This window comes from Pseudomonas fluvialis (assembly GCF_002835605.1).
Lineage (GTDB): Bacteria > Pseudomonadota > Gammaproteobacteria > Pseudomonadales > Pseudomonadaceae > Aquipseudomonas > Aquipseudomonas fluvialis.
Window position 1 is genome coordinate 50577 of record NZ_PIYS01000027.1, and the last position, 22540, is coordinate 73116.

General features: G+C 59.7%; 18 protein-coding genes. 12 read left to right on the forward strand and 6 right to left on the reverse strand.

Annotation, left to right across the window (positions count from 1 at the left end; genetic code table 11):
- The first annotated feature begins 164 nt into the window (after positions 1 to 164).
- The 12 genes from CW360_RS13220 to CW360_RS13275 all read left to right on the forward strand — a co-directional run bounded on the left by CW360_RS13220 (position 165) and on the right by CW360_RS13275 (position 16809).
- Complete coding sequence (locus CW360_RS13220; RefSeq protein ID WP_101194013.1) at positions 165 to 1229, forward strand: pilus assembly protein PilM; 1065 nt, start codon at positions 165 to 167, stop codon at positions 1227 to 1229.
- The gene (pilN, locus tag CW360_RS13225; protein ID WP_093984924.1) at positions 1229 to 1807 is read left to right on the forward strand and encodes a type 4a pilus biogenesis protein PilN; all 579 of its coding nucleotides are present in this window, start codon (positions 1229 to 1231) and stop codon (positions 1805 to 1807) included. Before CW360_RS13220 ends, pilN begins: the two co-directional genes overlap by 1 nt.
- On the forward strand, positions 1804 to 2424 hold the full coding sequence (gene pilO / locus CW360_RS13230) for a type 4a pilus biogenesis protein PilO (RefSeq protein WP_093984925.1): 621 nt from the start codon (positions 1804 to 1806) through the stop codon (positions 2422 to 2424). The genes pilN and pilO overlap by 4 nt, the downstream gene beginning before the upstream one ends.
- Positions 2421 to 2951 (forward strand): type 4a pilus biogenesis lipoprotein PilP, encoded by a 531-nt coding sequence (gene pilP / locus CW360_RS13235; RefSeq protein ID WP_101194014.1) that lies wholly within the window; start codon positions 2421 to 2423, stop codon positions 2949 to 2951. The genes pilO and pilP overlap by 4 nt, the downstream gene beginning before the upstream one ends.
- A 51-nt stretch (positions 2952 to 3002) precedes the next feature.
- A complete protein-coding gene (locus tag CW360_RS13240; RefSeq protein WP_170307401.1) occupies positions 3003 to 5126 on the forward strand; it encodes a type IV pilus secretin PilQ in 2124 nt (707 codons plus the stop codon).
- 6 nt (positions 5127 to 5132) lie between these two features.
- A complete protein-coding gene (gene aroK, locus CW360_RS13245; RefSeq protein ID WP_093984975.1) occupies positions 5133 to 5651 on the forward strand; it encodes a shikimate kinase AroK in 519 nt (172 codons plus the stop codon).
- A gap of 49 nt (positions 5652 to 5700) precedes the next feature.
- Positions 5701 to 6798: a 3-dehydroquinate synthase gene (aroB, locus tag CW360_RS13250; protein WP_101194016.1), complete on the forward strand. Its 1098-nt coding sequence runs from the start codon at positions 5701 to 5703 to the stop codon at positions 6796 to 6798.
- A gap of 15 nt (positions 6799 to 6813) precedes the next feature.
- The gene (locus CW360_RS13255) at positions 6814 to 8418 is read left to right on the forward strand and encodes an AAA family ATPase (RefSeq protein WP_101194017.1); all 1605 of its coding nucleotides are present in this window, start codon (positions 6814 to 6816) and stop codon (positions 8416 to 8418) included.
- 215 nt (positions 8419 to 8633) lie between these two features.
- On the forward strand, positions 8634 to 13082 hold the full coding sequence (gene gltB, locus CW360_RS13260; protein WP_093984930.1) for a glutamate synthase large subunit: 4449 nt from the start codon (positions 8634 to 8636) through the stop codon (positions 13080 to 13082).
- A gap of 119 nt (positions 13083 to 13201) precedes the next feature.
- The gene (locus CW360_RS13265; RefSeq protein ID WP_101194018.1) at positions 13202 to 14620 is read left to right on the forward strand and encodes an FAD-dependent oxidoreductase; all 1419 of its coding nucleotides are present in this window, start codon (positions 13202 to 13204) and stop codon (positions 14618 to 14620) included.
- 218 nt (positions 14621 to 14838) lie between these two features.
- The gene (hemE, locus tag CW360_RS13270; RefSeq protein WP_093984976.1) at positions 14839 to 15903 is read left to right on the forward strand and encodes a uroporphyrinogen decarboxylase; all 1065 of its coding nucleotides are present in this window, start codon (positions 14839 to 14841) and stop codon (positions 15901 to 15903) included.
- 132 nt (positions 15904 to 16035) lie between these two features.
- On the forward strand, positions 16036 to 16809 hold the full coding sequence (locus CW360_RS13275) for a ParA family protein (protein ID WP_101194019.1): 774 nt from the start codon (positions 16036 to 16038) through the stop codon (positions 16807 to 16809).
- Here CW360_RS13275 and CW360_RS13280 read toward each other — a convergent pair.
- The 6 genes from CW360_RS13280 to CW360_RS13305 form a co-directional block, all read right to left on the reverse strand.
- Positions 16806 to 17294: a hypothetical protein gene (locus CW360_RS13280; protein ID WP_101194020.1), complete on the reverse strand. Its 489-nt coding sequence runs from the start codon at positions 17292 to 17294 to the stop codon at positions 16806 to 16808. The two genes, CW360_RS13275 and CW360_RS13280, sit on opposite strands and share 4 nt — an antisense overlap.
- Entirely contained in the window at positions 17294 to 18109 is an 816-nt protein-coding gene (locus CW360_RS13285; protein ID WP_093984934.1) for a universal stress protein, read from the reverse strand. Before CW360_RS13285 ends, CW360_RS13280 begins: the two co-directional genes overlap by 1 nt.
- A gap of 80 nt (positions 18110 to 18189) precedes the next feature.
- Positions 18190 to 18633 carry a YiiD C-terminal domain-containing protein gene (locus tag CW360_RS13290; RefSeq protein ID WP_101194021.1) on the reverse strand — a complete coding sequence of 148 codons (444 nt, stop codon included), beginning with the start codon at positions 18631 to 18633 and terminating at the stop codon, positions 18190 to 18192.
- A gap of 98 nt (positions 18634 to 18731) precedes the next feature.
- A complete protein-coding gene (trxC, locus tag CW360_RS13295) occupies positions 18732 to 19166 on the reverse strand; it encodes a thioredoxin TrxC (RefSeq protein WP_101194022.1) in 435 nt (144 codons plus the stop codon).
- Positions 19167 to 19228: 62 nt separating this feature from the next.
- Entirely contained in the window at positions 19229 to 20506 is a 1278-nt protein-coding gene (locus CW360_RS13300; protein WP_093984937.1) for a bifunctional O-acetylhomoserine aminocarboxypropyltransferase/cysteine synthase, read from the reverse strand.
- Between the two features lie 101 nt (positions 20507 to 20607).
- A complete protein-coding gene (locus tag CW360_RS13305; protein ID WP_093984938.1) occupies positions 20608 to 22398 on the reverse strand; it encodes an SLC13 family permease in 1791 nt (596 codons plus the stop codon).
- Positions 22399 to 22540 lie beyond the last annotated feature (142 nt).

The window sequence follows — 22540 nt, forward strand, 5'->3', positions numbered from 1 at the left end:
ATAAAAGAATGAGTTAAGAGTAGGCTTCGGTGAAAAGGGAAAAGCTGGTCACATTATAAGCGGTTTTTTTCAAGGGGAGCCATTTGCGCTTCTGTCAAGACTGTTATTTAATGTGGAAAAACATAAATCGTCCGTAAGTATCGGATGCTGATAGGAAATCCGTCGTGCTAGGGCTCTTCAACAAGAAAGCGAACACGCTGCTGGGGATCGACATTAGCTCGACCTCGGTCAAGCTCCTTGAACTGAGTCGCTCGGGAAGCCGCTACAAGGTAGAGGCCTACGCCGTCGAGCCTCTTCCACCCAATGCCGTTGTTGAAAAGAATATTGCCGAGCTGGAAGGTGTCGGCCAGGCTCTTGCGCGTGTGGTGGCGCGAGCCAAAAGCGGGGTCAAGCAGGCCGCGGTCGCCGTTGCCGGTTCGGCGGTCATTACCAAGACCATCGAGATGGAAGCTGGTCTGACGGATGACGAGCTGGAAACTCAGCTGAAGATCGAAGCCGATCAGTACATTCCTTATCCACTGGAAGAGGTGGCGATCGACTTCGAGGTGCAGGGGCCTTCTGCGCGCAACCCCGAACGGGTAGAGGTGCTGCTGGCAGCTTGCCGTAAGGAAAACGTCGAGGTGCGCGAGGCTGCGCTTGCACTGGCTGGATTGACCGCCAAGGTGGTTGACGTGGAGGCCTATGCGCTGGAGCGGGCGTATGGCTTGCTGGCATCGCAGTTGAGTAGCAGCTCTGATGATCTTACCGTGGCTGTGGTGGATATTGGCGCCACGATGACTACGTTGAGCGTCCTGCACAACGGTCGCACGATTTATACCCGCGAGCAGTTGTTTGGCGGTAAGCAGCTGACTGACGAGATTCAGCGTCGTTATGGTCTGTCCGTTGAAGAGGCGGGGTTGGCCAAGAAGCAGGGTGGTTTGCCGGATGACTATGATTCGGAGGTCTTGCAACCCTTCAAGGATGCCGTAGTGCAGCAGGTTTCTCGCTCCCTGCAGTTCTTCTTTGCCTCTGGGCAGTTCAATGATGTGGATTACATCCTGCTCGCTGGCGGTACCGCGTCAATTGCTGATCTGGATCGTTTGATCCAGCAGAAAATCGGCACGCCAACGCTGGTGGCCAATCCTTTTGCCGATATGGCGCTAAGTGGCAAGGTCAATGCGGGTGCGCTCGCCAGTGATGCGCCTGCTTTGATGATTGCTTGCGGCCTGGCAATGAGGAGTTTTGACTGATGGCACGGATCAACCTACTCCCTTGGCGTGAGCAGCTGCGCGAGGAGCGTAAGCAGCGCTTCATGGTTACTTTGGCTGGCGTGCTTGTCGTGGCTGGTGGCCTGGTTTTTGTTGGCGACCAGTATCTCAATGGCGCCATTGAGTCCCAGCAGGCTCGCAACGACTATCTGCGCAAGGAAATTGCGGTTTTGGATGCGCGAATCGCTGAAATCAGCGAGCTGAAACAGCGACGGGAACAGCTCTTGGAGCGGATGAAGATCATCCAGGACCTGCAAGGCAATCGCCCGATCATTGGGCGAATCTTTGATCAATTGGTGCGCACCTTGCCGGATGGTGTGTATTTCACCAGTCTGAAAATGAACGGCCAAACCATTGCGGTAGTGGGCGCTGCCGAATCCAACAACCGTGTGTCGAACCTGATGCGCAACATGGATGCTTCCGAGTGGCTGACTGCGCCCAACCTGACCGAGGTTAAGGCTGTGACTGCCGGGGCTGTCGATCAGGCCAATGTGTTCCAGTTGACCGTGCAGCAAACCAGGCCGCCGGTTGAAGGTGAGCAGGCGGGAGTTAAGCCATGAGTTTTGCCAAGAGTCTCGAATCGCTGAAGAAAGTTGAACTGTCGGAGCTTGATCTCAATAACATCGGTGTCTGGCCGGCACCTGTTAAGTTCATCTTTGCTGTTATTTTGTTTGTGGTTGTGCTTTTTCTCGGGTACCACTTCCATCTGCAAGATCTGCAGGTTTCGCTGGATGCACAGGTGGCGGAAGAGCAAACCCTGAAGGAGCAGTTTTCTGTTAAGGCATTTCAGGCCGCCAATCTTGATGCTTATAAAGAGCAAATGGTGGAAATGGAGGAGTCGTTTGGTGCTTTGCTGAGGCAGCTTCCCAGCGATACTGAAGTGCCTGGCTTGCTCGAGGATATCACGCGTACTGGTCTGGGTAGTGGTCTAGATTTCGAGCAAATCAAGCTGTTACCTGAGGTGGCTCAGCAGTTCTATATCGAGTTGCCTATTCAGATTGATGTGGTGGGCAGCTATCACGATTTGGCAACTTTTGTCAGCGGTGTGGCGAGCTTGCCGCGCATCGTAACCCTGCATGATTTCGCTATTGCTCCTGCTGCAGAGGGCAGTTCACGTTTGAAGATGGGGATTTTGGCCAAAACTTATCGCTACAACGATAAGGGGGTTAATCAATGATCCGCTTTAAGTATTTAGCTGCGCTTGCTGTCGCAACATTGCTTGCCGGTTGCGAGTCTCACTCTGGTTTTGCGGATTTGAATGCTTTTATGGATGAGGTGCGTGCTCGTCCAAAGGGCGCTATCGAGCCGTTGCCCAAGTTTGCTGCCTACGAGCCTTTTACTTATCAGGCCAGCAACTTGCGGAGTCCCTTCCAGCCGCCCATCAAGATTGACATGGCTGCTAAGCAAAAAGCTGGTGATCGAGTGGTCAAGCCAGACGAGACGCGGATCAAGCAGTTTCTGGAGGGTTTCAATATAGAGACCTTTACCATGGTAGGCACGCTGTCTAACGACGCAGGTACCTATGCGTTGATTACCGGTAGTGATGGCGTGCATCGCGTCAAGATCGGTGATTATCTCGGCACCAATCATGGCAAGGTGGTGGCTATCAGCGAGTCGCAGATTGATGTAGTGGAAATTGTTACCGACGGTGAGGGCGGATGGGTCGAGCGCCCGCGCTCCCTTACGCTCAAAGAGCGCTCATAGGACGAATGCACGATGAACAACACAGATAACTCTTCACGTCGAGGCTGCCCGATGAAGCACGGATTCCTCCCTCTCGGTCTGGCTGCGGTTCTGGCAGGCTTTGCGCCTTCCTTGTTGGCGGCCAACATTCAGAGCCTGGACGTAGCCTCGCTACCAGGTGACAAGATCGAGCTCAAGCTTGGCCTGGATGAGCCAGTCGCCGCTCCGCGTGGCTATACCATCGAGCAGCCTGCGCGAATTGCTCTGGATCTACCTGGAGTCTCCAGCAAGTTGGGGATCAAGAATCGTGAGCTGGGTGCGGGTAATGCACGCAGCCTGACTGTAGTGGAGGCTAAAGATCGCACCCGTCTGATTGTTAACCTTACTACGCTTACGCCTTACTCTACCCGTGTTGAGGGTAATAACCTTTACGTGGTGATTGGTGCGGGCCAGGCGCCTGTTGCCGCGTCCGCTGCGCCGGTGGCGCAGCCCGTTGTGACTGCGCCCGTTAAAGCAGTGACCTCCGCAGCCAAGGAAATTCGGAATATTGATTTCCAGCGTGGCGAGCAGGGTGAAGGCAATCTGGTTATCGATCTCTCGGACTCCAGTATCACGCCGAATATCGAGGAGCAGGGTGGCAAAATTCGCGTCACATTTGCCAAAACGCAGTTGCCTGAGGCCATGCGTGCGCGTCTTGATGTCAAGGATTTCGCAACGCCGGTTAACTTCGTCAATGCCAGTGTGAGCGGCGATAATGTATCCATCGTCATTGAGCCAACCGGCTTTTATGATTATCTGGCTTTTCAGGCTGACAATCGTCTGACCATCAGCGTCAAGCCGTTGGCCCAGGATGAAGTGGAGAAGCGCAAAGCTGAGCGTTTTGCCTATACGGGTGAAAAGCTTTCGCTCAACTTCCAGGATATTGATGTGCGTTCGGTGCTGCAGTTGATCGCCGATTTCACTGACCTGAACTTGGTTGCCAGCGATACTGTGGAGGGCAGCATTACGCTGCGTCTGCAGAATGTGCCTTGGGATCAGGCGCTGGATCTGGTTCTGAAAACCAAGGGTCTCGACAAACGCAAGGTCGGCAATGTCTTGTTGGTTGCCCCGGCGGAAGAAATCGCCGCGCGTGAGCGTCAGGAGCTTGAGGCGAAGAAGCAAATTGCTGAGCTCGCCCCTCTGCGTCGCGAGCTGATTCAGGTTAACTACGCCAAAGCTTCTGACATCGCCAAGCTGTTCCAGTCGGTTGCCACTGCAGATGGCGCTGTTCCGGATCGTGGCTCAATTACCGTGGACGATCGCACCAACAGCATCATTGCATTCCAGACGCAGGATCGCTTGGATGAATTGCGCCGCGTTGTCGCGCAGCTGGATATTCCGGTACGCCAAGTCATGATTGAGGCGCGTATTGTTGAGGCGGCTGTTGGTTACGACAAGGCTCTGGGTGTTCGTTGGGGGGGCGCTTTCTGGGGTGACAAAAACTGGAATTTCTACGGTAAGGACGGTGCTCAAACTGTCGAAACCAAAGATGGAGTGACTACATTGCGTCTCCCTGGTACTGACACTGTCGGTAACTGGACGGCTAAAGATGGTGTAGCACCGGTTCCGTTTGTCGATATGGGCTTGGCTAACAGTACCTCTGGTATTGGTTTGGGCTTTGTAACCGATAATGCCATTCTTGATCTGCAGTTGTCGGCGATGGAAAAAACCGGTAACGGGGAAGTGATTTCTCAGCCTAAAGTGGTGACTTCGGACAAGGAGACGGCCAAGATTCTCAAAGGCTCGGAGATCCCTTATGAAGAATCTAGCTCCAGCGGTGCGACCACGGTTGCTTTCAAGGAAGCTGCGCTTTCCCTCGAAGTAACACCGCAAATCACGCCAGATAATCGAGTGATTATGGAAGTTAAGGTCAACAAGGATGAGCCGGACTTTTCTCAGGCAGTCAAAGGTGTTCCGCCAATCAAGAAGAACGAGGTTAACGCCAAGGTGTTGATCAATGACGGTGAGACCATTGTCTTGGGTGGCGTATTCTCCAGTACGCAGACTAAATCAGTGGAGAAAGTGCCTTTCTTGGGCGACCTGCCATACTTGGGGCGTCTCTTCCGTCGTGACATTGTGGAAGACAAGAAGAATGAGCTGCTGGTCTTCCTCACCCCGCGCATCATGAATAGTCAGTCGATTGCCGTGAATCGCTGAGTGCTTGTGGCCAATTTGATTCTGGTCGGCCCGATGGGTGCTGGTAAAAGCACCATCGGGCGCTTGTTGGCCAAGGAAGTGCGTTACCTGTTCAAAGATTCCGATAAGGAAATCGAGCAGCGTACGGGGGCGGATATTCCCTGGATCTTTGATGTAGAGGGGGAACAGGGCTTTCGTGAGCGCGAGCAGGCTATGATTGCTGAGCTTTGCGCGGAGGATGGCCTGGTTCTGGCGACAGGCGGTGGTGTGGTGATGCGTCCCGAGAACCGCCAGGCTATTCGCCAGGGTGGCCGGGTTATCTACCTGCACACGTCGGTGGAGCAGCAGTTGGAGCGCACTTCGCGTGATCGTAACCGCCCCTTGTTGCGAACGGCCAATCCTGGGCGTGTTCTCACTGAATTGATGGCGATTCGTGACCCGCTTTACCGAGAGGTGGCAGATATCATCATCGAAACCGATGAACGGCCGCCGCGCCTGGTGGTTCAGGAAATTCTCGCGCAGCTGCAGAGTCTTCCTCCTCGCTGATTGGCTGCCGCTTCTGCGGTATCCTAATAGCCATTTTAGCGAGGGCAGCATGCGTACACTTCAGGTCGATCTCGGCGAGCGTAGTTATCCGATCATCATTGGCAGTCATCTGTTGGGGCAGGGTGATCTGTTGCGCCCCTACATTGCCGGGCGGCAGGTGGCCATCGTAACCAACAGCACGGTTGCACCTTTGTATCTGGAGCGTTTGCAGCAGGCGCTCGGTGGCTATGCGGTTATCTCTATTGTTCTGCCCGATGGTGAGGCGTTTAAGGATTGGCAGCACTTGCAGCGGATCTTCGATGGCTTGCTGCAGGCGCGCCATGATCGGCGCACGACCCTGATCGCCTTGGGCGGTGGGGTTGTCGGTGATATGACGGGTTTTGCTGCTGCTTGCTATCAGCGCGGCGTCGACTTCATCCAAGTTCCGACCACACTGCTCTCGCAGGTTGATTCCTCGGTGGGTGGCAAGACCGGCATCAATCACCCGCTGGGTAAGAATATGGTCGGCGCGTTCTATCAGCCCAAGGCTGTGCTGATTGATGCTGCCACCCTGCAAACCCTTCCCGCGCGTGAGTTGTCGGCAGGTTTGGCCGAGGTGATCAAGTATGGCTTGATTTGCGATGCGCCTTTTCTTGACTGGCTGGAACAAAACATCGTTGCCCTGCGTGGGTTGCAGCCAGCGGCACTCATTGAGGCTATCGAGCGGTCCTGTGCTGCCAAGGCCCGGGTAGTTGCTGCGGATGAGCGTGAGTCGGGATTGCGCGCCACGCTAAACCTTGGACACACCTTCGGGCATGCCATCGAAACCCACATGGGCTATGGCAAGTGGCTGCATGGCGAAGCCGTGGCGGCTGGAACCCTCATGGCCGCACAGATGTCACATCGCTTGGGTTGGTTGACAGCCAGTGAGCGTGATCGCGTGGCGCGCTTGTTACTTGCGGCGGGGTTGCCCGTGGTGCCGCCTGCCGAGATGACGGCGGAAGATTTCTTGCAGCATATGGCTGTGGATAAGAAAGTGCTGGATGGTCAGTTGCGCCTTGTTTTGCTCAAGGCAATGGGCGAGGCCTGTGTCACTGCTGATTATCCGGCGAGCCTGCTGCAGGACGTACTGCTAACCGACTATGCCGCTATTGTCGCGCAACTCTGAGAGATTCGACGCTAAATGAACAGCATGCATGCTGACGAGGCTTTCCTCGCGCATTACCAGCTCAGTCATGACCCCTTTGCGGCTCGAGTGCCGGGCTTCAAATTCTTTCCTGCGCAACGCAAGCCGGTACTTGGGCAGTTGCATCATCTGGCGCGTTATAGCCAGTTGTTGTTGGTGGTGAGCGGGCCTCAGGGGAGTGGCAAGACGCTATTGCGCCAGGCACTGGTTGCCAGCACCAATAAGCAGGCGGTGCTCAGTGTGGTGTTGTCGGCGCGAACATCTCCAGATGCAGCCTCCCTGTTGCGTCAGGTGGCGCAGGGAATTGGCGAGCAACAGGCGGAGTTGCCGATGCTGCTTGCGCGCATCGGACAGCTTACCTTGACCGGCCAGGAAGTTTACCTGTTAGTGGATGATGCAGAGCTGCTCGATGAGTCGGCTTTGCGTGCTTTGTTCGCTTTGGCAGAGGGGGGGCGAGACGGTCATCCGCATTTATTCCTGTTTGCGGAGCCTTCCCTGTTGGCGCGTCTCGATTCCCTGTCTGCCGGCGAAGAGCGCTATCACGCCATAGCCTTGCAGCCTTATTCGTTCGAGGAGTGCTGCGAGTATCTGGCGCAGCGCCTGGAGGGGGCGGGGCAGGCGCTCGAGCTATTCGACGAAGAGCAGTTGCAGGAAATCCATCGTGCATCCGGTGGTTGGCCGGGCGGTATTAACCAGGTTGCCAAGGATGAGCTGCTGGACGGCATGTTGGCGGCCCGGCGCTCGACGACTGCCTCGCGTGTACAGTGGCCTGTCAAGCACTTGTTGGCGCTGCTGGTGGTGGCTGGCGCTATGGCGGCGGCTTGGTTCATGCAGCGTGAAACCTCTGCTCCGCTGCAGGTTGAGGCGGAGCGACCCCTTGAATTGGCGGTGCGGCCGGTAGTAAAGGCTGCGCAGCCTGTGGCAGGTGAGTCGACGGAAATTGCCTTCGATGGTGCGCGTCAGCCATTGCCGCTTCCGCTGGTGGGTGAAGCGCAGCCTGTCATTCGTCAGCCGCTTGCCGCGGCGGCGGGTTCGGAAGCCGAGGAGGTTGTCTCGCCGGGTAGTGCTGAGCCTGTTGCTCCGGTTACCAGTATTGCACCTGTGGTGGCTGTGCCAGCCTTGCCGCCAGCACCAGCACCAGCACCAGCACCAGCACCAGCACCAGCACCAGCACCAGCACCAGCACTAGCGCCGGCGCCGGCGCCGGCGCCGGCATCGGCACCGGCACCGAAGCCCGTCCCTCCTGTACAGAACGTGCCTGCGAAGCCTGCTCCGGCCGCAGTCAGCAAGCCTCAGTCTGCTTCGGTTAAGGGTGTGTTGGCGGATAGCGCCTGGTATCGCAGTCAGGCGGCAGGGCGCTATGTGTTGCAGGTAGCGGGTACGCGCTCCGAGGCCAATGCGCAGGCGCTGGTGCGCCAGGGTGGTGGCGAATATCGCTACTTCCGCAAGCAGCATCAGGGGCAGCCGCTGTTTGTGGTCACATATGGTGCGTTCAGTGGTCGCACAGCGGCGCAGGCTGCCATCCGTGAGTTGCCCGCAAAGCTTCAGGCGGGTAAGCCTTGGCCGCGTAGTATCGGGAGTATCCAGCAGGAAATGGATTGATGCGCCATTTTGGTGCGAAAGTGCTCTAACATGGTGCAGCGACGGATTCTTTCATAATTGCGACATATATTTTTGCGTTTGAGTCGCAAAAATGTGTGACACGCACAGGCAGATATGTACAATGGCTTCCCTTTCGCCCGTGGAAAACTCGGTGTTTCCTTGTGCGCGAAAGGTAAGCTGCTGTAATTGTTCATGTTTTTGCGGTGAGGGTGTCTATGAAAGCAGGTTTGTACCGTCCTGATGAGTTCAGGGATAACTGCGGCTTTGGTTTGATCGCCCACATGCAGGGTGAGGCCAGTCATCACTTGCTGCAGACCGCCATTGAGGCGCTGACCTGCATGACGCACCGCGGCGGCATCAATGCGGATGGCAAGACGGGGGATGGTTGTGGTCTGCTTATCCAGAAGCCTGATCAGTTCCTGCGTGCGGTGGCTCAGGAGCAGTTCTCGGTCGCATTGCCGGCGCAGTACGCGGTAGGCATGGTGTTCTTCAATCAGGACTCCAGCAAAGCCGAGCAGGCTCGCGAAAACATGAACCGCGCTATCCTCGCTGCCGGTCTGCAGCTGATCGGATGGCGCAAGGTGCCTATCGATACGCGCGTGCTTGGGCGCCTGGCTCTGGAGCGCCTGCCGCAGATCGAGCAGGTGTTTATCGGCGGCGAGGGTTTCAGCGAGCAAGAGTTTGCCATCAAGCTGTTCAGCGCGCGGCGCCGCTCTTCGGTAGCCAATGCTGCCGACAGCGATCACTACATTTGCAGTTTCTCGCACAAGACCATCATTTATAAGGGTCTGATGATGCCGGCCGACCTGGCCGCCTTCTATCCAGACTTGAGCGACGAGCGCCTGAAAACCGCTATTTGCGTGTTCCATCAGCGTTTCTCGACCAATACCTTGCCGAAATGGCCGCTGGCGCAACCTTTCCGCTTCCTGGCGCACAACGGCGAAATCAATACCATCACCGGCAACCGCAACTGGGCCCAGGCGCGTCGTCTGAAGTTTGCCAATGAGCAGATTCCCGACCTCGAAGAGCTGGGGCCGCTGGTCAATCGTGTCGGTTCCGACTCTTCGAGCATGGACAACATGCTGGAGTTGATGGTGACCGGCGGTATCGATCTGTTCCGTGGCGTGCGCATGATCATTCCGCCGGCTTGGCAGAATGTCGAAACCATGGACCCTGAGCTGCGTGCTTTTTATGAGTACAACTCCATGCATATGGAGCCGTGGGACGGCCCGGCTGGCGTGGTGTTGACCGATGGGCGTTATGCGGCCTGCCTGCTGGATCGCAATGGCCTGCGTCCGGCGCGTTGGGTGACCACAAAGAATGGCTACATCACTCTGGCCTCGGAAATCGGCGTGTGGAATTACCAGCCCTCAGACGTGCTGGCCAAGGGGCGCGTCGGGCCTGGACAGATTCTTGCGGTGGATACCGAAACAGGTCAGGTGCTGACTACCGATGACATCGACAATCGTCTGAAGTCGCGTCATCCCTACAAGAAATGGCTGCGCGAGCATGCCCTGCGTATCCAGGCGACCATGGCCGACAATGATCATGGTTCGGCCTTCTACGACAGCGAGCAGCTCAAGCAATACATGAAGATGTTCCAGGTCACCTTCGAGGAGCGTGATCAGGTACTGCGTCCGCTCGCCGAGCAGGGTCAGGAGGCCGTGGGCTCCATGGGCGACGATACGCCCATGGCAGTGCTCAGTCAGCGAGTTCGCTCGCCCTATGACTATTTCCGTCAGCAGTTCGCCCAGGTGACCAATCCGCCGATCGACCCGCTGCGTGAAGCCATCGTCATGTCGCTCGAGGTATGCCTGGGGGCCGAGCGCAATATCTTCGAAGAGTCGCCGTTGCATGCTGCGCGGGTCATTCTCAGTTCTCCGGTGATTTCGCCCTCCAAGTGGCGAGCGCTGATGAATCTGGATCGTGCGGGCTTCGAGCGCGCACACATTGACCTTAACTATGCGCAGAGCGAAGGCTTGCAGGCTGCCGTGCGTCGCGTGGTCGCGGAAGCCGAAGCTGCCGTGCGTGCCGGTAAGGTGCTGCTGGTGCTGAGTGACCGGCATATTGCGCCGGGCAAGCTGCCGATTCATGCCGCGCTGGCGGTGGGCGCGGTGCATCATCATCTGGTTGAGCTGGGCCTGCGTTGCGATTGCAATATCCTCGTGGAAACCGCCACTGCACGCGACCCGCATCACTATGCCGTGCTGGTGGGCTTCGGGGCCTCGGCGGTCTATCCGTTCCTGGCTTATGAGGTGCTGGGCGATCTGATCCGTACCGGTGAGGTGCTGGGTGACCTCTATGAGGTCTTCAAGCACTACCGCAAGGGCATTGCCAAGGGCTTGCTGAAGATTCTCTCGAAGATGGGGATCTCGACGATCGGCTCCTATCGCGGCGCGCAGCTGTTCGAGGCGGTAGGCTTGTCCGAGGAGGTGACCTCGCTGTGCTTCCGTGGCGTGGCCAGTCGTATCCAGGGGGCACGCTTTGTCGATATCGAAGCCGAACAGCTGCTGCTGGCCGGTGAGGCCTGGGCTGCACGCAAGCCGATCCAGCAGGGCGGTCTGCTGAAGTTCGTGCATGGTGGCGAATATCACGCCTACAACCCGGATGTGGTGAACACCCTGCAGGCTGCCGTGCAGCAGGGTTGCTATGCCAAGTACAAGGAATATGCTGCGCTGGTGGATAACCGTCCGGTGGCGATGCTCCGTGACCTGCTGCAGGTCAAGGAAGCCGCGCAACCCTTGGCGCTGGATGAGGTAGAGCCGGTACAGGCCATCTTGCAGCGCTTTGACTCCGCGGGTATTTCCCTGGGGGCGCTATCGCCTGAGGCCCACGAAGCGATTGCCGAGGCGATGAATCGCTTGGGCGCGCGGTCCAACTCGGGTGAGGGTGGCGAAGACCCGGCGCGCTACGGCACGCTGAAGAGCTCCAAGATCAAGCAGGTGGCTACCGGTCGCTTTGGTGTTACCCCCGAGTATCTGGTCAATGCCGAGGTGTTGCAGATCAAGGTCGCCCAAGGTGCCAAGCCTGGCGAGGGCGGTCAGTTGCCGGGTGGCAAGGTCAATGGCCTGATTGCGCGCCTGCGCTATGCGGTGCCGGGCGTGACGCTGATTTCGCCGCCGCCGCACCACGATATCTACTCCATCGAAGACTTGGCTCAGCTGATTTTTGACCTCAAGCAGGTCAATCCGCAGGCGCTAGTTTCCGTGAAACTGGTCGCCGAGCCTGGCGTGGGCACCATCGCGGCTGGTGTCGCCAAGGCCTATGCCGACCTGATTACTATCTCCGGCTACGACGGTGGCACCGGCGCCTCGCCGCTGACGTCCATCAAGTACGCCGGCAGCCCGTGGGAGCTGGGTCTGGCCGAAGCGCACCAGACCCTGCGCGGCAACGACTTGCGCGGCAAGGTGCGTGTGCAGACCGACGGCGGCCTGAAGACCGGCCTCGACGTGATCAAAGCGGCCATTCTTGGTGCGGAGAGCTTCGGTTTTGGTACCGCGCCGATGATCGCTCTGGGCTGCAAGTACCTGCGTATTTGCCACCTGAACAACTGCGCCACCGGCGTGGCTACGCAGAACGAGAAACTGCGCAAGGACCACTTCATCGGTACCGTCGAGATGGTGATGAACTTCTTCACCTTCATCGCCGAGGAAACCCGTGAGTGGCTGGCCCGTCTGGGCGTGCGCAGCCTGGGTGAGCTGATTGGTCGGACCGATCTGCTCGACGTGCTGCCCGGTGCGACCGGCAAGCAGCAGAATCTCGACCTGACCCCGCTGCTGGGTAGCGAGCTGATCCCGGCGGACAAACCGCAGTTCTGCCAGGCAGAAAGGAACCCGCCGTTCGATCAGGGGCTGCTCGCCGAGCGTATGGTTGAACTGGCGCGGGCGGCTATCGATAGCAAGTCGGGTGCTGTTTTTGAGCTGGCAATCGGCAACTGCGACCGTTCCATTGGCGCGCGTGTTTCCGGTGAGATTGCTCGTGTACATGGTAACCAGGGCATGGCGGAGGCGCCGATCAGCTTCCGCTTCAAGGGCACTGCCGGGCAGAGCTTCGGGGTGTGGAACGCGGGTGGTCTGCATCTGCACCTGGAAGGTGATGCCAACGACTATGTGGGCAAGGGCATGACCGGCGGCAAGCTGGTTATCGTTCCGCCAGCGGGCAGTCCGTTCAAGAGTCAGGAGTCGGCGATCATCGGCAACACCTGTCTGTATGGCGCCACCGGCGGCAAGCTGTTCGCCGCAGGTACGGCGGGCGAGCGCTTCGCGGTGCGCAACTCGGGGGCTCATACCGTGGTGGAAGGTACCGGTGACCACTGTTGCGAGTACATGACCGGCGGCTTCGTCTGTGTGCTGGGCAAGACCGGCTACAACTTCGGTTCCGGCATGACCGGCGGTTTCGCCTATGTGCTGGATCAGGACAACAGCTTTGTCGATCGGGTCAATCATGAGCTGGTGGAGATCCAGCGCATCACCGGTGAAGCGATGGAGGCCTATCGCAGCCATCTGCAGTCGGTGCTCGACGAGTATGTGGCGGAAACCGGTAGCAGTTGGGGTACGCATTTGCAGGAGAATCTGGATGACTACCTGCGGCGCTTCTGGCTGGTCAAGCCGAAGGCTGCCAGTCTCAAGTCGCTACTCTCCAGTACCCGGGCCAATCCGCAGTAAGCAGCGGTACGCGACAGGCCCCAGGCTGCAGGTTGGCAGCAACTGCGGGCTTGTCGATCCAAGATGATTGTCTTGCAGCTTGAAGCTTGGCGCTTGAAGCTGCTGCTAAGAGGTTTGCTATGACTGAACGTCTGAATAACGACTTCCAGTTCATCGAAGTCGGGCGCAAAGACCCGAAGAAGAAATTGCTGCGCCAGCGCAAGAAAGAGTTCGTCGAGATCTACGACAGCTTCAAGCCCTTGCAGGCGGCCGAGCAGGCGCACCGCTGCCTGGGCTGTGGCAACCCTTATTGCGAATGGAAGTGCCCGGTGCACAACTACATTCCCAACTGGTTGAAGCTGATTTCCGAAGGCAACATCATTGCGGCGGCAGAGCTTTCGCACCAGACCAATACCCTGCCGGAAGTCTGTGGGCGGGTCTGCCCGCAGGATCGCCTGTGCGAGGGCGCCTGTACTCTCAATGATGGCTTCGGTGCGGTAACCATCGGTTCGGTGGAGAAATACATTACCGACACGGCCTTCGCCATGGGCTGGCGTCCCGACATGTCCAAGGTTGTGCCCACTGGCAAGCGTGTTGCGGTCATCGGTGCCGGCCCGGCGGGCCTGGGCTGTGCGGATGTACTGGCGCGCAACGGCGTCACCCCGGTGGTGTTCGACAAGAATCCGGAGATTGGTGGCTTGCTGACCTTCGGGATTCCCGAGTTCAAGCTGGAAAAGCACGTGCTGAGCCGGCGTCGTGAGGTCTTCACGGGCATGGGTATCGAGTTCCGCCTGAATACCGAGGTGGGCAAGGACGTGACCATGCAGCAGTTGCTGGATGAATACGATGCCGTATTCATGGGTATGGGCACCTACACCTACATGAAGGGCGGTTTCCCGGGTGAAGATCTGCCGGGCGTCTACGACGCGCTGGATTTCCTGATCGCCAACGTCAATCGCAACCTGGGTTTTGAAAAGTCCGCAGAGGACTTCATTGACATGGCCGGCAAGAAGGTCGTGGTGCTGGGCGGTGGCGATACCGCGATGGACTGCAACCGGACCTCGATTCGCCAGGGTGCCAAGAGTGTGACCTGTGCCTACCGTCGGGATGCCGAGAACATGCCCGGTTCGCGTCGCGAGGTGAAGAACGCCAAGGATGAAGGGGTCAAGTTCCTTTTCAACCGCCAGCCGATCGAAATTGTCGGCAACGGCAAGGTGGAAGGCATCAAGGTTGTGGAAACCCGTCTGGGCGAACCGGATGCCCGTGGCCGTCGTAGCCCCGAGCCGATTCCCGGTTCCGAGGAAGTGATTCCGGCCGATGCGGTGTTGATTGCTTTCGGCTTCCGTCCCAGCCCTGCTGCCTGGTTCGCTGATGTCGCCATCGGTATCGACAGCCAGGGCCGTGTACTGGCTCCGGCGGATGGTCAGTACAAGTTCCAGACCAGCAATCCCAAGGTGTTTGCCGGGGGCGATATGGTGCGCGGCTCCGACCTGGTGGTAACCGCCATCCATGAAGGGCGTCAGGCTGCCGAAGGCATCCTCGATTATCTCGGCCTGTAACCCTGCGTCAGGCCAAGCATGGCGGCACGCTCCGATGGGGCGTGCCGTTTTTTTATTGGGTGTCCAGGCTTGAGCAGGATCAAGACCCTGGCGAAAAGGCATGCCGGGCGCCGTGCCTTTTGCCCAGTGCTTTGCGACAATGCGGCACACCCCGAGGTGGCGAGGCATGACAGCCAGGCTGTCGCCCTCCCACCCAGTTTCTGATGCCGGACTACGCCATGACTGCACTGAAAAACGACCGCTTCCTTCGCGCCCTGCTCAAGCAACCCGTCGACGTCACCCCGGTGTGGATGATGCGCCAGGCCGGTCGCTACCTGCCGGAGTACCGTGCTACCCGTGCCCAGGCAGGTAATTTCGTCAACCTGATGAAGAACCCCGAGCTGGCCTGTGAGGTCACCATCCAGCCGTTGGATCGTTATCCGCAACTGGATGCGGCGATTCTCTTCTCCGACATCCTGACCATTCCGGATGCCATGGGCCAGGGATTGTACTTTGAGACCGGCGAAGGCCCGCGCTTCAAAAAGGTGGTGTCGAGCCTGGCGGATATCGAGGCCTTGCCGATTCCCGATGCCGAACAGGACCTGGGCTATGTGATGGATGCCGTGCGCACCATCCGCCGCGAGCTGAACGGCCGGGTGCCGTTGATCGGCTTCAGTGGCAGCCCCTGGACGCTGGCTACCTACATGGTCGAAGGCGGCTCCTCCAAGGACTTCCGCAAGTCCAAGGCCATGCTCTACAACAACCCGCAGGCCATGCACGCGCTGCTCGACAAGCTGGCTCGCTCGGTAACGGCCTATCTCAACGGGCAGATCCTTGCCGGTGCGCAAGCCGTGCAGATCTTCGATTCCTGGGGGGGGGCGCTGTCGGCGGCGGCTTACCAGGAGTTCTCCCTGCGCTACATGAAGCAGATCATCGACGGACTGATCCGTGAACATGAAGGGCGTCGCGTGCCGGTAATCCTGTTCACCAAGGGTGGCGGCCTGTGGCTGGAATCGATGGCTGACACGGGTGCCGAGGCGCTGGGTCTGGACTGGACCTGCGATATTGGCAGTGCCCGGGCGCGGGTCGGTGACAAGGTCGCCCTGCAGGGCAATATGGACCCCAGCGTGCTCTATGCACAGCCCGAGGTGATTCGTGGTGAGGTGGGGCGTATTCTCGCCGCCTATGGGCAAGGCAGCGGGCATGTGTTCAATCTGGGGCACGGCATCACCCCGGAGGTCGATCCGCAGCACGCCCGCGCCTTCTTCGAGGCCGTGCACGAGCTGTCTGCGCAGTACCATTGAGCCATCTGGCAGTGCGCGCTGGTCGCTCTGCAGCGCAGACGCCAGCCGCTTGCCGGTCGGAACGGTATTGGTGCTCGCCGTGCCGCCAGCCTTTGCATAGAATCGACGCATCCATCATCAGGGAGGTGTCAGATGCGTCGCGTGGTATTCAATCAGAAAGGTGGCGTAGGCAAGTCCAGCATTGCCTGCAACCTGGCGGCGGTCAGCGCCTCTCAGGGTTATCGTACCCTGCTTATCGATCTCGATGCGCAGGCCAACTCCAGTCATTACCTCACGGGCCTGGCGGGTGACGAGATTCCCGTAGGGATTGCCGACTTCTTCAAGCAGACCCTGTCCGGCGGACCTTTTGCCAAAAAAGGCAAGGTCGACATCTACGAAACGCCCTTTGACAACCTGCACGTGATCACCGCGACGGCCGAACTGGCTGACCTGCAGCCCAAGCTGGAGCAGAAACACAAGATCAATCGCCTGCGCAAGTTGCTCGATGAACTGGGCGATGACTACGAGCGTATCTACCTGGATACGCCGCCGGCCTTGAACTTCTATACGGTTTCCGCGTTGATCGCGGCAGATCGCGTACTGATTCCCTTCGATTGCGACAGTTTCTCGCGCCAGGCCCTGTATGGTCTGCTCCAGGAAATTGCCGAGCTGCGCGACGACCATAACGAGGAATTGCAGGTTGAAGGCATCGTGGTCAATCAGTTCCAGCCGCGTGCCGCGTTGCCGCAGCAGTTGCTCGACGAACTGATCGCCGAAGGCATGCCGGTGCTGCCGGTCAACCTGATGAGTTCGGTGAAAATGCGCGAGTCACACCAGGCCTGCAAGCCTTTGATCTACCTGGAACCACGCCACAAGCTCAGTCAGCAGTTCGTCGAGTTGCACGACCTGCTTGATGGCGGGCGTTAAGCCGGGGCGCGTTGTTGCTGCAGCAGGCCCAGACCGAGCTGCAGCAGGCCGGGGCCGAAGAGAAACAGTAACGCCGCGAGTAATCCGGGGATACCGTACAGGCTCAGCCACAGCTCGGCACTGAACGGGGCCTGTGGCTGTCCGGCCACCGCCTGCAGGATGGTGTTCACGGAGGTGCCGACAATGACCGCGAGGAAGAGCTGGTAAAGCGCATGCAGGCTGTTGAGGTACCCTAGCCAGCGCCTGCGTGCCGGGCGATACAGCTGGTGAGCCCAGCTGGCGAGCAGGGCCAGGGCCAGCAACAGATTGCCAGTAGCCAGCAATTGCCCGTGACTGACCAGCGTGAACTGGTGCAGCGGGCTGAGCTGGCCGGGGTTGGCAAAGCGCAGTGGCTCGGCGTGCAGAGTTTCTAGCAGATGCCATTGGCCGGCGCTGACCAGGCCGAGCAGGAGCAGCAGTGCGAGGCTACACAGGCGATTGAGCACTATTTGACCAGCAGCACGTCGCAGGGCGCCTGGCGCAGATAGTGCGCGGGCAGGCTGCCGAGTAGCGCGTTGACCAGTACGCTGCGGCTGTGTTGGCCGAGCGCCAGCAGTTGCGGGCGGCGTTGGCGAATCAGTTGGTCGAGGCTGCCGGCCAGGGTGCCAGGGACAACTTCGTGGCTGACGCTGGGGCCATCGCTGGGCAATTGGCTGCATTCATCGTCAACCAGTTGGCCGATCAGCGCCTGTTGGATTTCCAATTGGGCCGCGGCCTTGCTGGCGCTTTGCTTGGCCGGCTGGCTGAAGATGTTCACTGCGTGCAGCTGGGCAGTGCTCGGCAGCAACTGGTAGGCACAGGCCAGGGCTTTGCAGGCGCACAGCGAAGAGTCGATGGCCAGTACGGCCTGCTGGTAGGCCCGGCTATCCTGGCCACAGGCCAGCAACAGCGGCACCTGGCAGTGGCGGGCGATGCGTTCCAGGTTGGTGCCGGTGAATAGCTCCGGTTTGTTCTTGTGGTGGCTGCCGACCACCAGCAGGTCGTAGTCCTCTTCCGTCAGGGCCTGTAGCAAGACGTCCGAGGCTTTGCCCTGGCGGATCAGCACCTGTGCCGGACAGTGGCTGTAGCTGCTCAGGCGTTCGCCGAGCACCTGCTCGGTAGCCTGCTGCAGTTCCTTGAGGCTGGCGCTGCTGTGTTGCCCTTCGGCGACGTGCAACAGGGTCAGGCGCGCCTGATGCTGTTCGGCCAGTTGCGCGGCGCGACGCAGGGCGACATCGGCTTGCTGGCTGAGATCGTGAGCGATGAGTATGTGCTTGAACATGGGGCCTCCATTGCGTGCCGCTGCTACCTGCGCGAGAGCCCCGAGTCTAGATGATTTGTCCGCTCTTGCGGCAATCCTCTTCAGCGTTTGCGTATCTGGTACAGGCCTTCGCTAAGGGCGACCACCTGGCCCTGGTTGTCCTGTAGCTGCAGGGCCAGGCTGAACTCTGCCTTGCCGAGCCGTTCGGCGGTGTCCTGCAGCGCGGCGATCTGTTCGGCATCCAGGCGAGCCTCCACCGTGATGTCGCTCAGTGCCGGGCGCAGGAAGCGCAGATTGAAGGCCTTGACCAGCGGAATGAAGCGCTGGCTGTCGAAGCTGCTGAGAAACAGCGCGCCGCCCGGGACTTCGGCCAGGGTAAACAGCGCGCCGGCATATAGGCTGCCAAGGTGGTTCTGGTTGCCGGCCAGTGGCATACGCAGGCGCACATGGCCGGGTTCGACTACCTCGGCTTTAAGCCCCGAACGCTGGATGAAGGCAATGTGTTCCTCGGTGAGCTGGCGCACCAGTTGGCTGGGCAAGGGCATGGCAGGACGGACTCCGTGCGGAGGGTGGTCGGGCCAGACTAAGGGCACAGATTGCCGCAGGGAATGACCCGTTTTGCCGTCCTGAGTGACCGAAACGCTCAGATGCCCTGTTGGCGCAACCAGCCGAGTAGTTGCGGCAAGGGCAGAGCACCGCTCTGGCGCGCCACTTCGCGGCCGCCTTTGAGGAGGATCAGGGTCGGAATCGAGCGAATGCCCATTTCCGCGGAGAGCTGCGGATTGGCTTCGCTGTCCAGCTTGGCCAGGCGACAGCGCCCCTGTAGTTGCTCTGCAGCGTGTTCGAAGATCGCTGCAAAGCTGCGACACGGTCCGCACCAGCTGGCCCAGACATCGATCAACAGCGGCAGGTCGCCCTTGTTCTGTGCGGCGAAGCTGGCCTGGCTAAGTGCAAAGGGCCTGGCGGGCAGCACCTCGGCTTTGCAGCGGCCGCAGCGCGCGGCGTCGCCCAGTCGTTCGGCGGGAATGCGGTTCAGGCCATTGCAGGCCGGGCAGGGGATCAGCAGGGGTTCGCTCATACGCGCCTCCAGGGGGTGTAGTGACCAATCTGGAGGCGCGAACGGCGATATCAAGGGGCGGATCAGCCCTTGGCAGCTTCAAGGGCCTGGGTCAGGTCGGCGAGGATGTCGTCGATATGCTCGATGCCGATCGACAGGCGGATCAGGTCCTGGGAAACCCCGGCCTTGGCCAGTTCCTCGTCATTGAGCTGACGATGGGTGGTGGTTGCCGGGTGGCAGGCCAGCGACTTGGCGTCACCGATATTGACCAGGCGTACCACCAGTTGCAGGGCGTCGATGAAGCGGGCACCGGCTTCCTTGCCACCCTGGATGCCGAAGCAGAGGATCGACGCCGGCTTGCCTGCCATGTAGCGCTGCGCCAGGGCATGCTCGGGATGATCGGCCAGGCCGGCATACTTGACCCAGGCTACCTGTGGGTGGTTTTTCAGGTAGGCGGCGACCTTGAGAGCGTTCTCGCAGTGCCGTTCCATGCGCAGGGCCAGGGTTTCCAGACCCTGCAGGATGAGGAAGGCGTTGAATGGCGATAGGGCTGCGCCCATGTTGCGCAGCGGCACCACGCGGCAGCGGCCGATGAATGCGGCCGGGCCGAACGCCTCGGTGTAGGTCACGCCGTGGTAGGACACGTCCGGGGTATTGAGCAGGGGGAAGCGCGCCTTGTGCTGCGCCCAGGGGAACTTGCCGGAATCGACCACGATGCCGCCGAGGGTGGTGCCGTGACCGCCCATGTACTTGGTCAGCGCGTGTACCACGATATCGGCACCGTGCTCGAAGGGCCGGCAGAGCATCGGTGTGGCCACGGTGTTATCGACGATCAGCGGCACGCCATGGCGGTGGGCGGCATCGGCCAGTGCCTGCAGGTCGACAATGTTGCCGGCCGGGTTGCCGATCGATTCGCAGAACACCGCGCGGGTCTTGTCGTCGATCAGTGCTTCCAGCGCGGCGATGTCGTCATGCGCGGCGAAGCGCACTTCGATGCCCTGGCGCGGCAGGGTGTGGGCAAACAGGTTGTAGGTGCCGCCATACAGCTTGGCCACCGAGACGATGTTGTCGCCGGCTTCGGCGATGGTCTGGATGGCGTAGGTGATGGCCGCCATGCCTGAGGCCACGGCCAGCGCGCCAACGCCACCTTCCAGCGCGGTGACGCGCTCCTCGAGCACCGCGTTGGTCGGATTCATGATTCGTGAGTAGATGTTGCCGGCAACCTTGAGGTCGAACAGGTCGGCGCCATGCTGGGTGTCGTCAAAGGCAAACGAGGTGGTCTGGTAGATCGGTACGGCGACAGCCTTGGTGGTCGGGTCGGGGCTGTAGCCGGCGTGGATGGCCAGGGTTTCCAGTTTCATGGGCGCGTTCCTGCTGGGTCGGAAAAAGACCCGCAGGATGGCGAGGGCAGGGCCCGCAGGTCAATGACCTGTGGCAACAAAGTCGCCTGGCGACGTGTTACTCAGAGCGGCGTGAGCGGGAAGAACCAGGGAATGACCAGGCTGGCCACCAGCCACAGCAGCAGGTTGAGCGGGATGCCCACCTTCATGAAGTCGGTAAAGCGGTAGCCGCCGGCGTTATACACGAAGGTATTGGTCTGGTAGCCAATCGGCGTGGCGAAGCTGGCGCTGGCGGCGAACATCACGGCGACAACGAAAGCCCGCGGGTCGACGCCCATGTGCTGGGCCAGGCCGATGGCGATGGGGGTGACCAGCACCGCCACGGCGTTATTGGAGAGCATTTCGGTGAGCACGGAGGTCAGCAGGTAGATCAGGCTGAGCATCAGTAGCGGGCCGGCCCAGGGCAGCCAGCCCATGACGTTCTCCACCAGCAGCTTGACCAGGCCGACCTTGTCCATGGCGATGCTGATGGCCAGCATGCCGAAGATCAGGCTGAGGATCTTCCAGTCCACTGCCTTGTAGGCATCTTCCACATCCAGGCAGCGGGTGGCCAGCACGCTCGCGGCACCGATGATTGCCAGGCCTTCGATGGGCATGACCCCAAGTGCCGCCAGCAACATCACCGCCAGGGTGGCGATGATGGCGATCGGCGCCTTGTCGCGGCGGAAGGCGCGCTCCTGCACGGCGTTCAGACTGATCAGTTCGCCGTTGTCGGCGAAACGCTTGATCTGCGCCGGGGTGCCTTCGACCAGCATGACGTCGCCGAACTGCAACTGGAAGTCATCCAGGTTGCCGGAGACATTTTCATCCTGGCGATGCACGGCCAGTACGGCGATGCCGTAGCGTGCAGTGAGGTCAAGGTCGCGCATCGGACGGTGGCTGTAGCGCGAATTACGTCCGACGATGGCCTCAGCGAGGATAACGTCATGGCTGGAAATGGTCTCGAAGGCTTCGCCGCGATTGAAGGTCAGGTGCCCGCTGCCGCGCAGCTCCACCACATCCTTGACCTGGCCATGGATTACCAGTTGATCACCCGCAGCCAGCACGGTGTCATGGCCTGGTTCGGTGAGTTCTTCCTGTTCGCGGAATATCTTCAGTACCTGCAAGCCACTACCGCCGTTCAGATTGGCCTCGCTGAGGGTCTTGCCGATCATCGGCGAATCATGCGGCACCAGTAGCTCGCTCATGAAGGTCCGGGCGAGGTCCGGGCGCAGTTGCTTGGAGAGCGTCTCGCGTTCCGGTAGCAGGCGATGGCCGATGGTTAGCAGGTAGAACATACCGGCAGCAGCCATGATCAGGCCGGCCCCGGTGATCTCGAAGATGCCGAAGGGTTCCAGGCCAGCCTTACGGGCCACACCGTCCACCAGAATGTTGGTGGACGTACCGATCATGGTCAGGGTACCGCCGAGGATGGTGGCGTAGGACAGCGGAATCAGCAGCTTGGATGGCAACGTACCGGCACGCCGGGCCAGGGCGATGGCCACCGGGGTGAGAATGGCCACGACTGGGGTGTTGTTCAGGCAGGCGGAAATTACCAGCGCGGTCAGCGTCAGCCCGGTGAGCACACGCACCGGGCTGGTGCCCACCAGATCGCCCAGCCAGTTGCCCAAGGCATCGATGCAGCCGGTGCGTTCAAGCGCGGCAGACAGCACGAACATGCAGGCAATGGTGATGGGGGCGGAGTTGCTGAGTACGCTGAGCACTTCGCCTGGGGTCAGCAACTGGCTGACCAGCAGGGCGGCGACGGCAACCGCTACCACGATGTCCGGGCTCCACTTCTCGCGCACGAAAGCGTACAGCACCCACAGCAGCAGGCCGGCGACAAACAGCAGCGGCAGTGAGTCCCAGGACATCGGGGAAATCCTTGCAACGAATCTCGTGTGAGGTATCGAGCAGCCAGGGGCTGTCGAGCAGGCGCAGAAGATAAGGCCTGCTGCTTAGAGTGTCTAAGAATGTTTGAGCAGGTTTATATGCCTAAAAGAAGCAAAGCAATGC

Excerpts from the sequence above, each read along its gene's own strand:
- pilN (WP_093984924.1), top strand. The coding sequence starts at position 1,229 with ATGGCACGGATCAACCTACTCCCTTGGCGTGAGCAGCTGCGCGAGGAG.
- CW360_RS13275 (WP_101194019.1), top strand. The coding sequence starts at position 16,036 with ATGCGTCGCGTGGTATTCAATCAGAAAGGTGGCGTAGGCAAGTCCAGC.
- gltB (WP_093984930.1), top strand. The coding sequence starts at position 8,634 with ATGAAAGCAGGTTTGTACCGTCCTGATGAGTTCAGGGATAACTGCGGC.
- CW360_RS13285 (WP_093984934.1), bottom strand. The coding sequence starts at position 18,109 with ATGTTCAAGCACATACTCATCGCTCACGATCTCAGCCAGCAAGCCGAT.
- aroB (WP_101194016.1), top strand. The coding sequence starts at position 5,701 with ATGCGTACACTTCAGGTCGATCTCGGCGAGCGTAGTTATCCGATCATC.
- pilP (WP_101194014.1), top strand. The coding sequence starts at position 2,421 with ATGATCCGCTTTAAGTATTTAGCTGCGCTTGCTGTCGCAACATTGCTT.
- CW360_RS13240 (WP_170307401.1), top strand. The coding sequence starts at position 3,003 with ATGAAGCACGGATTCCTCCCTCTCGGTCTGGCTGCGGTTCTGGCAGGC.
- CW360_RS13305 (WP_093984938.1), bottom strand. The coding sequence starts at position 22,398 with ATGTCCTGGGACTCACTGCCGCTGCTGTTTGTCGCCGGCCTGCTGCTG.
- CW360_RS13255 (WP_101194017.1), top strand. The coding sequence starts at position 6,814 with ATGAACAGCATGCATGCTGACGAGGCTTTCCTCGCGCATTACCAGCTC.
- CW360_RS13290 (WP_101194021.1), bottom strand. The coding sequence starts at position 18,633 with ATGCCCTTGCCCAGCCAACTGGTGCGCCAGCTCACCGAGGAACACATT.
- pilO (WP_093984925.1), top strand. The coding sequence starts at position 1,804 with ATGAGTTTTGCCAAGAGTCTCGAATCGCTGAAGAAAGTTGAACTGTCG.
- trxC (WP_101194022.1), bottom strand. The coding sequence starts at position 19,166 with ATGAGCGAACCCCTGCTGATCCCCTGCCCGGCCTGCAATGGCCTGAAC.
- CW360_RS13300 (WP_093984937.1), bottom strand. The coding sequence starts at position 20,506 with ATGAAACTGGAAACCCTGGCCATCCACGCCGGCTACAGCCCCGACCCG.
- CW360_RS13265 (WP_101194018.1), top strand. The coding sequence starts at position 13,202 with ATGACTGAACGTCTGAATAACGACTTCCAGTTCATCGAAGTCGGGCGC.
- hemE (WP_093984976.1), top strand. The coding sequence starts at position 14,839 with ATGACTGCACTGAAAAACGACCGCTTCCTTCGCGCCCTGCTCAAGCAA.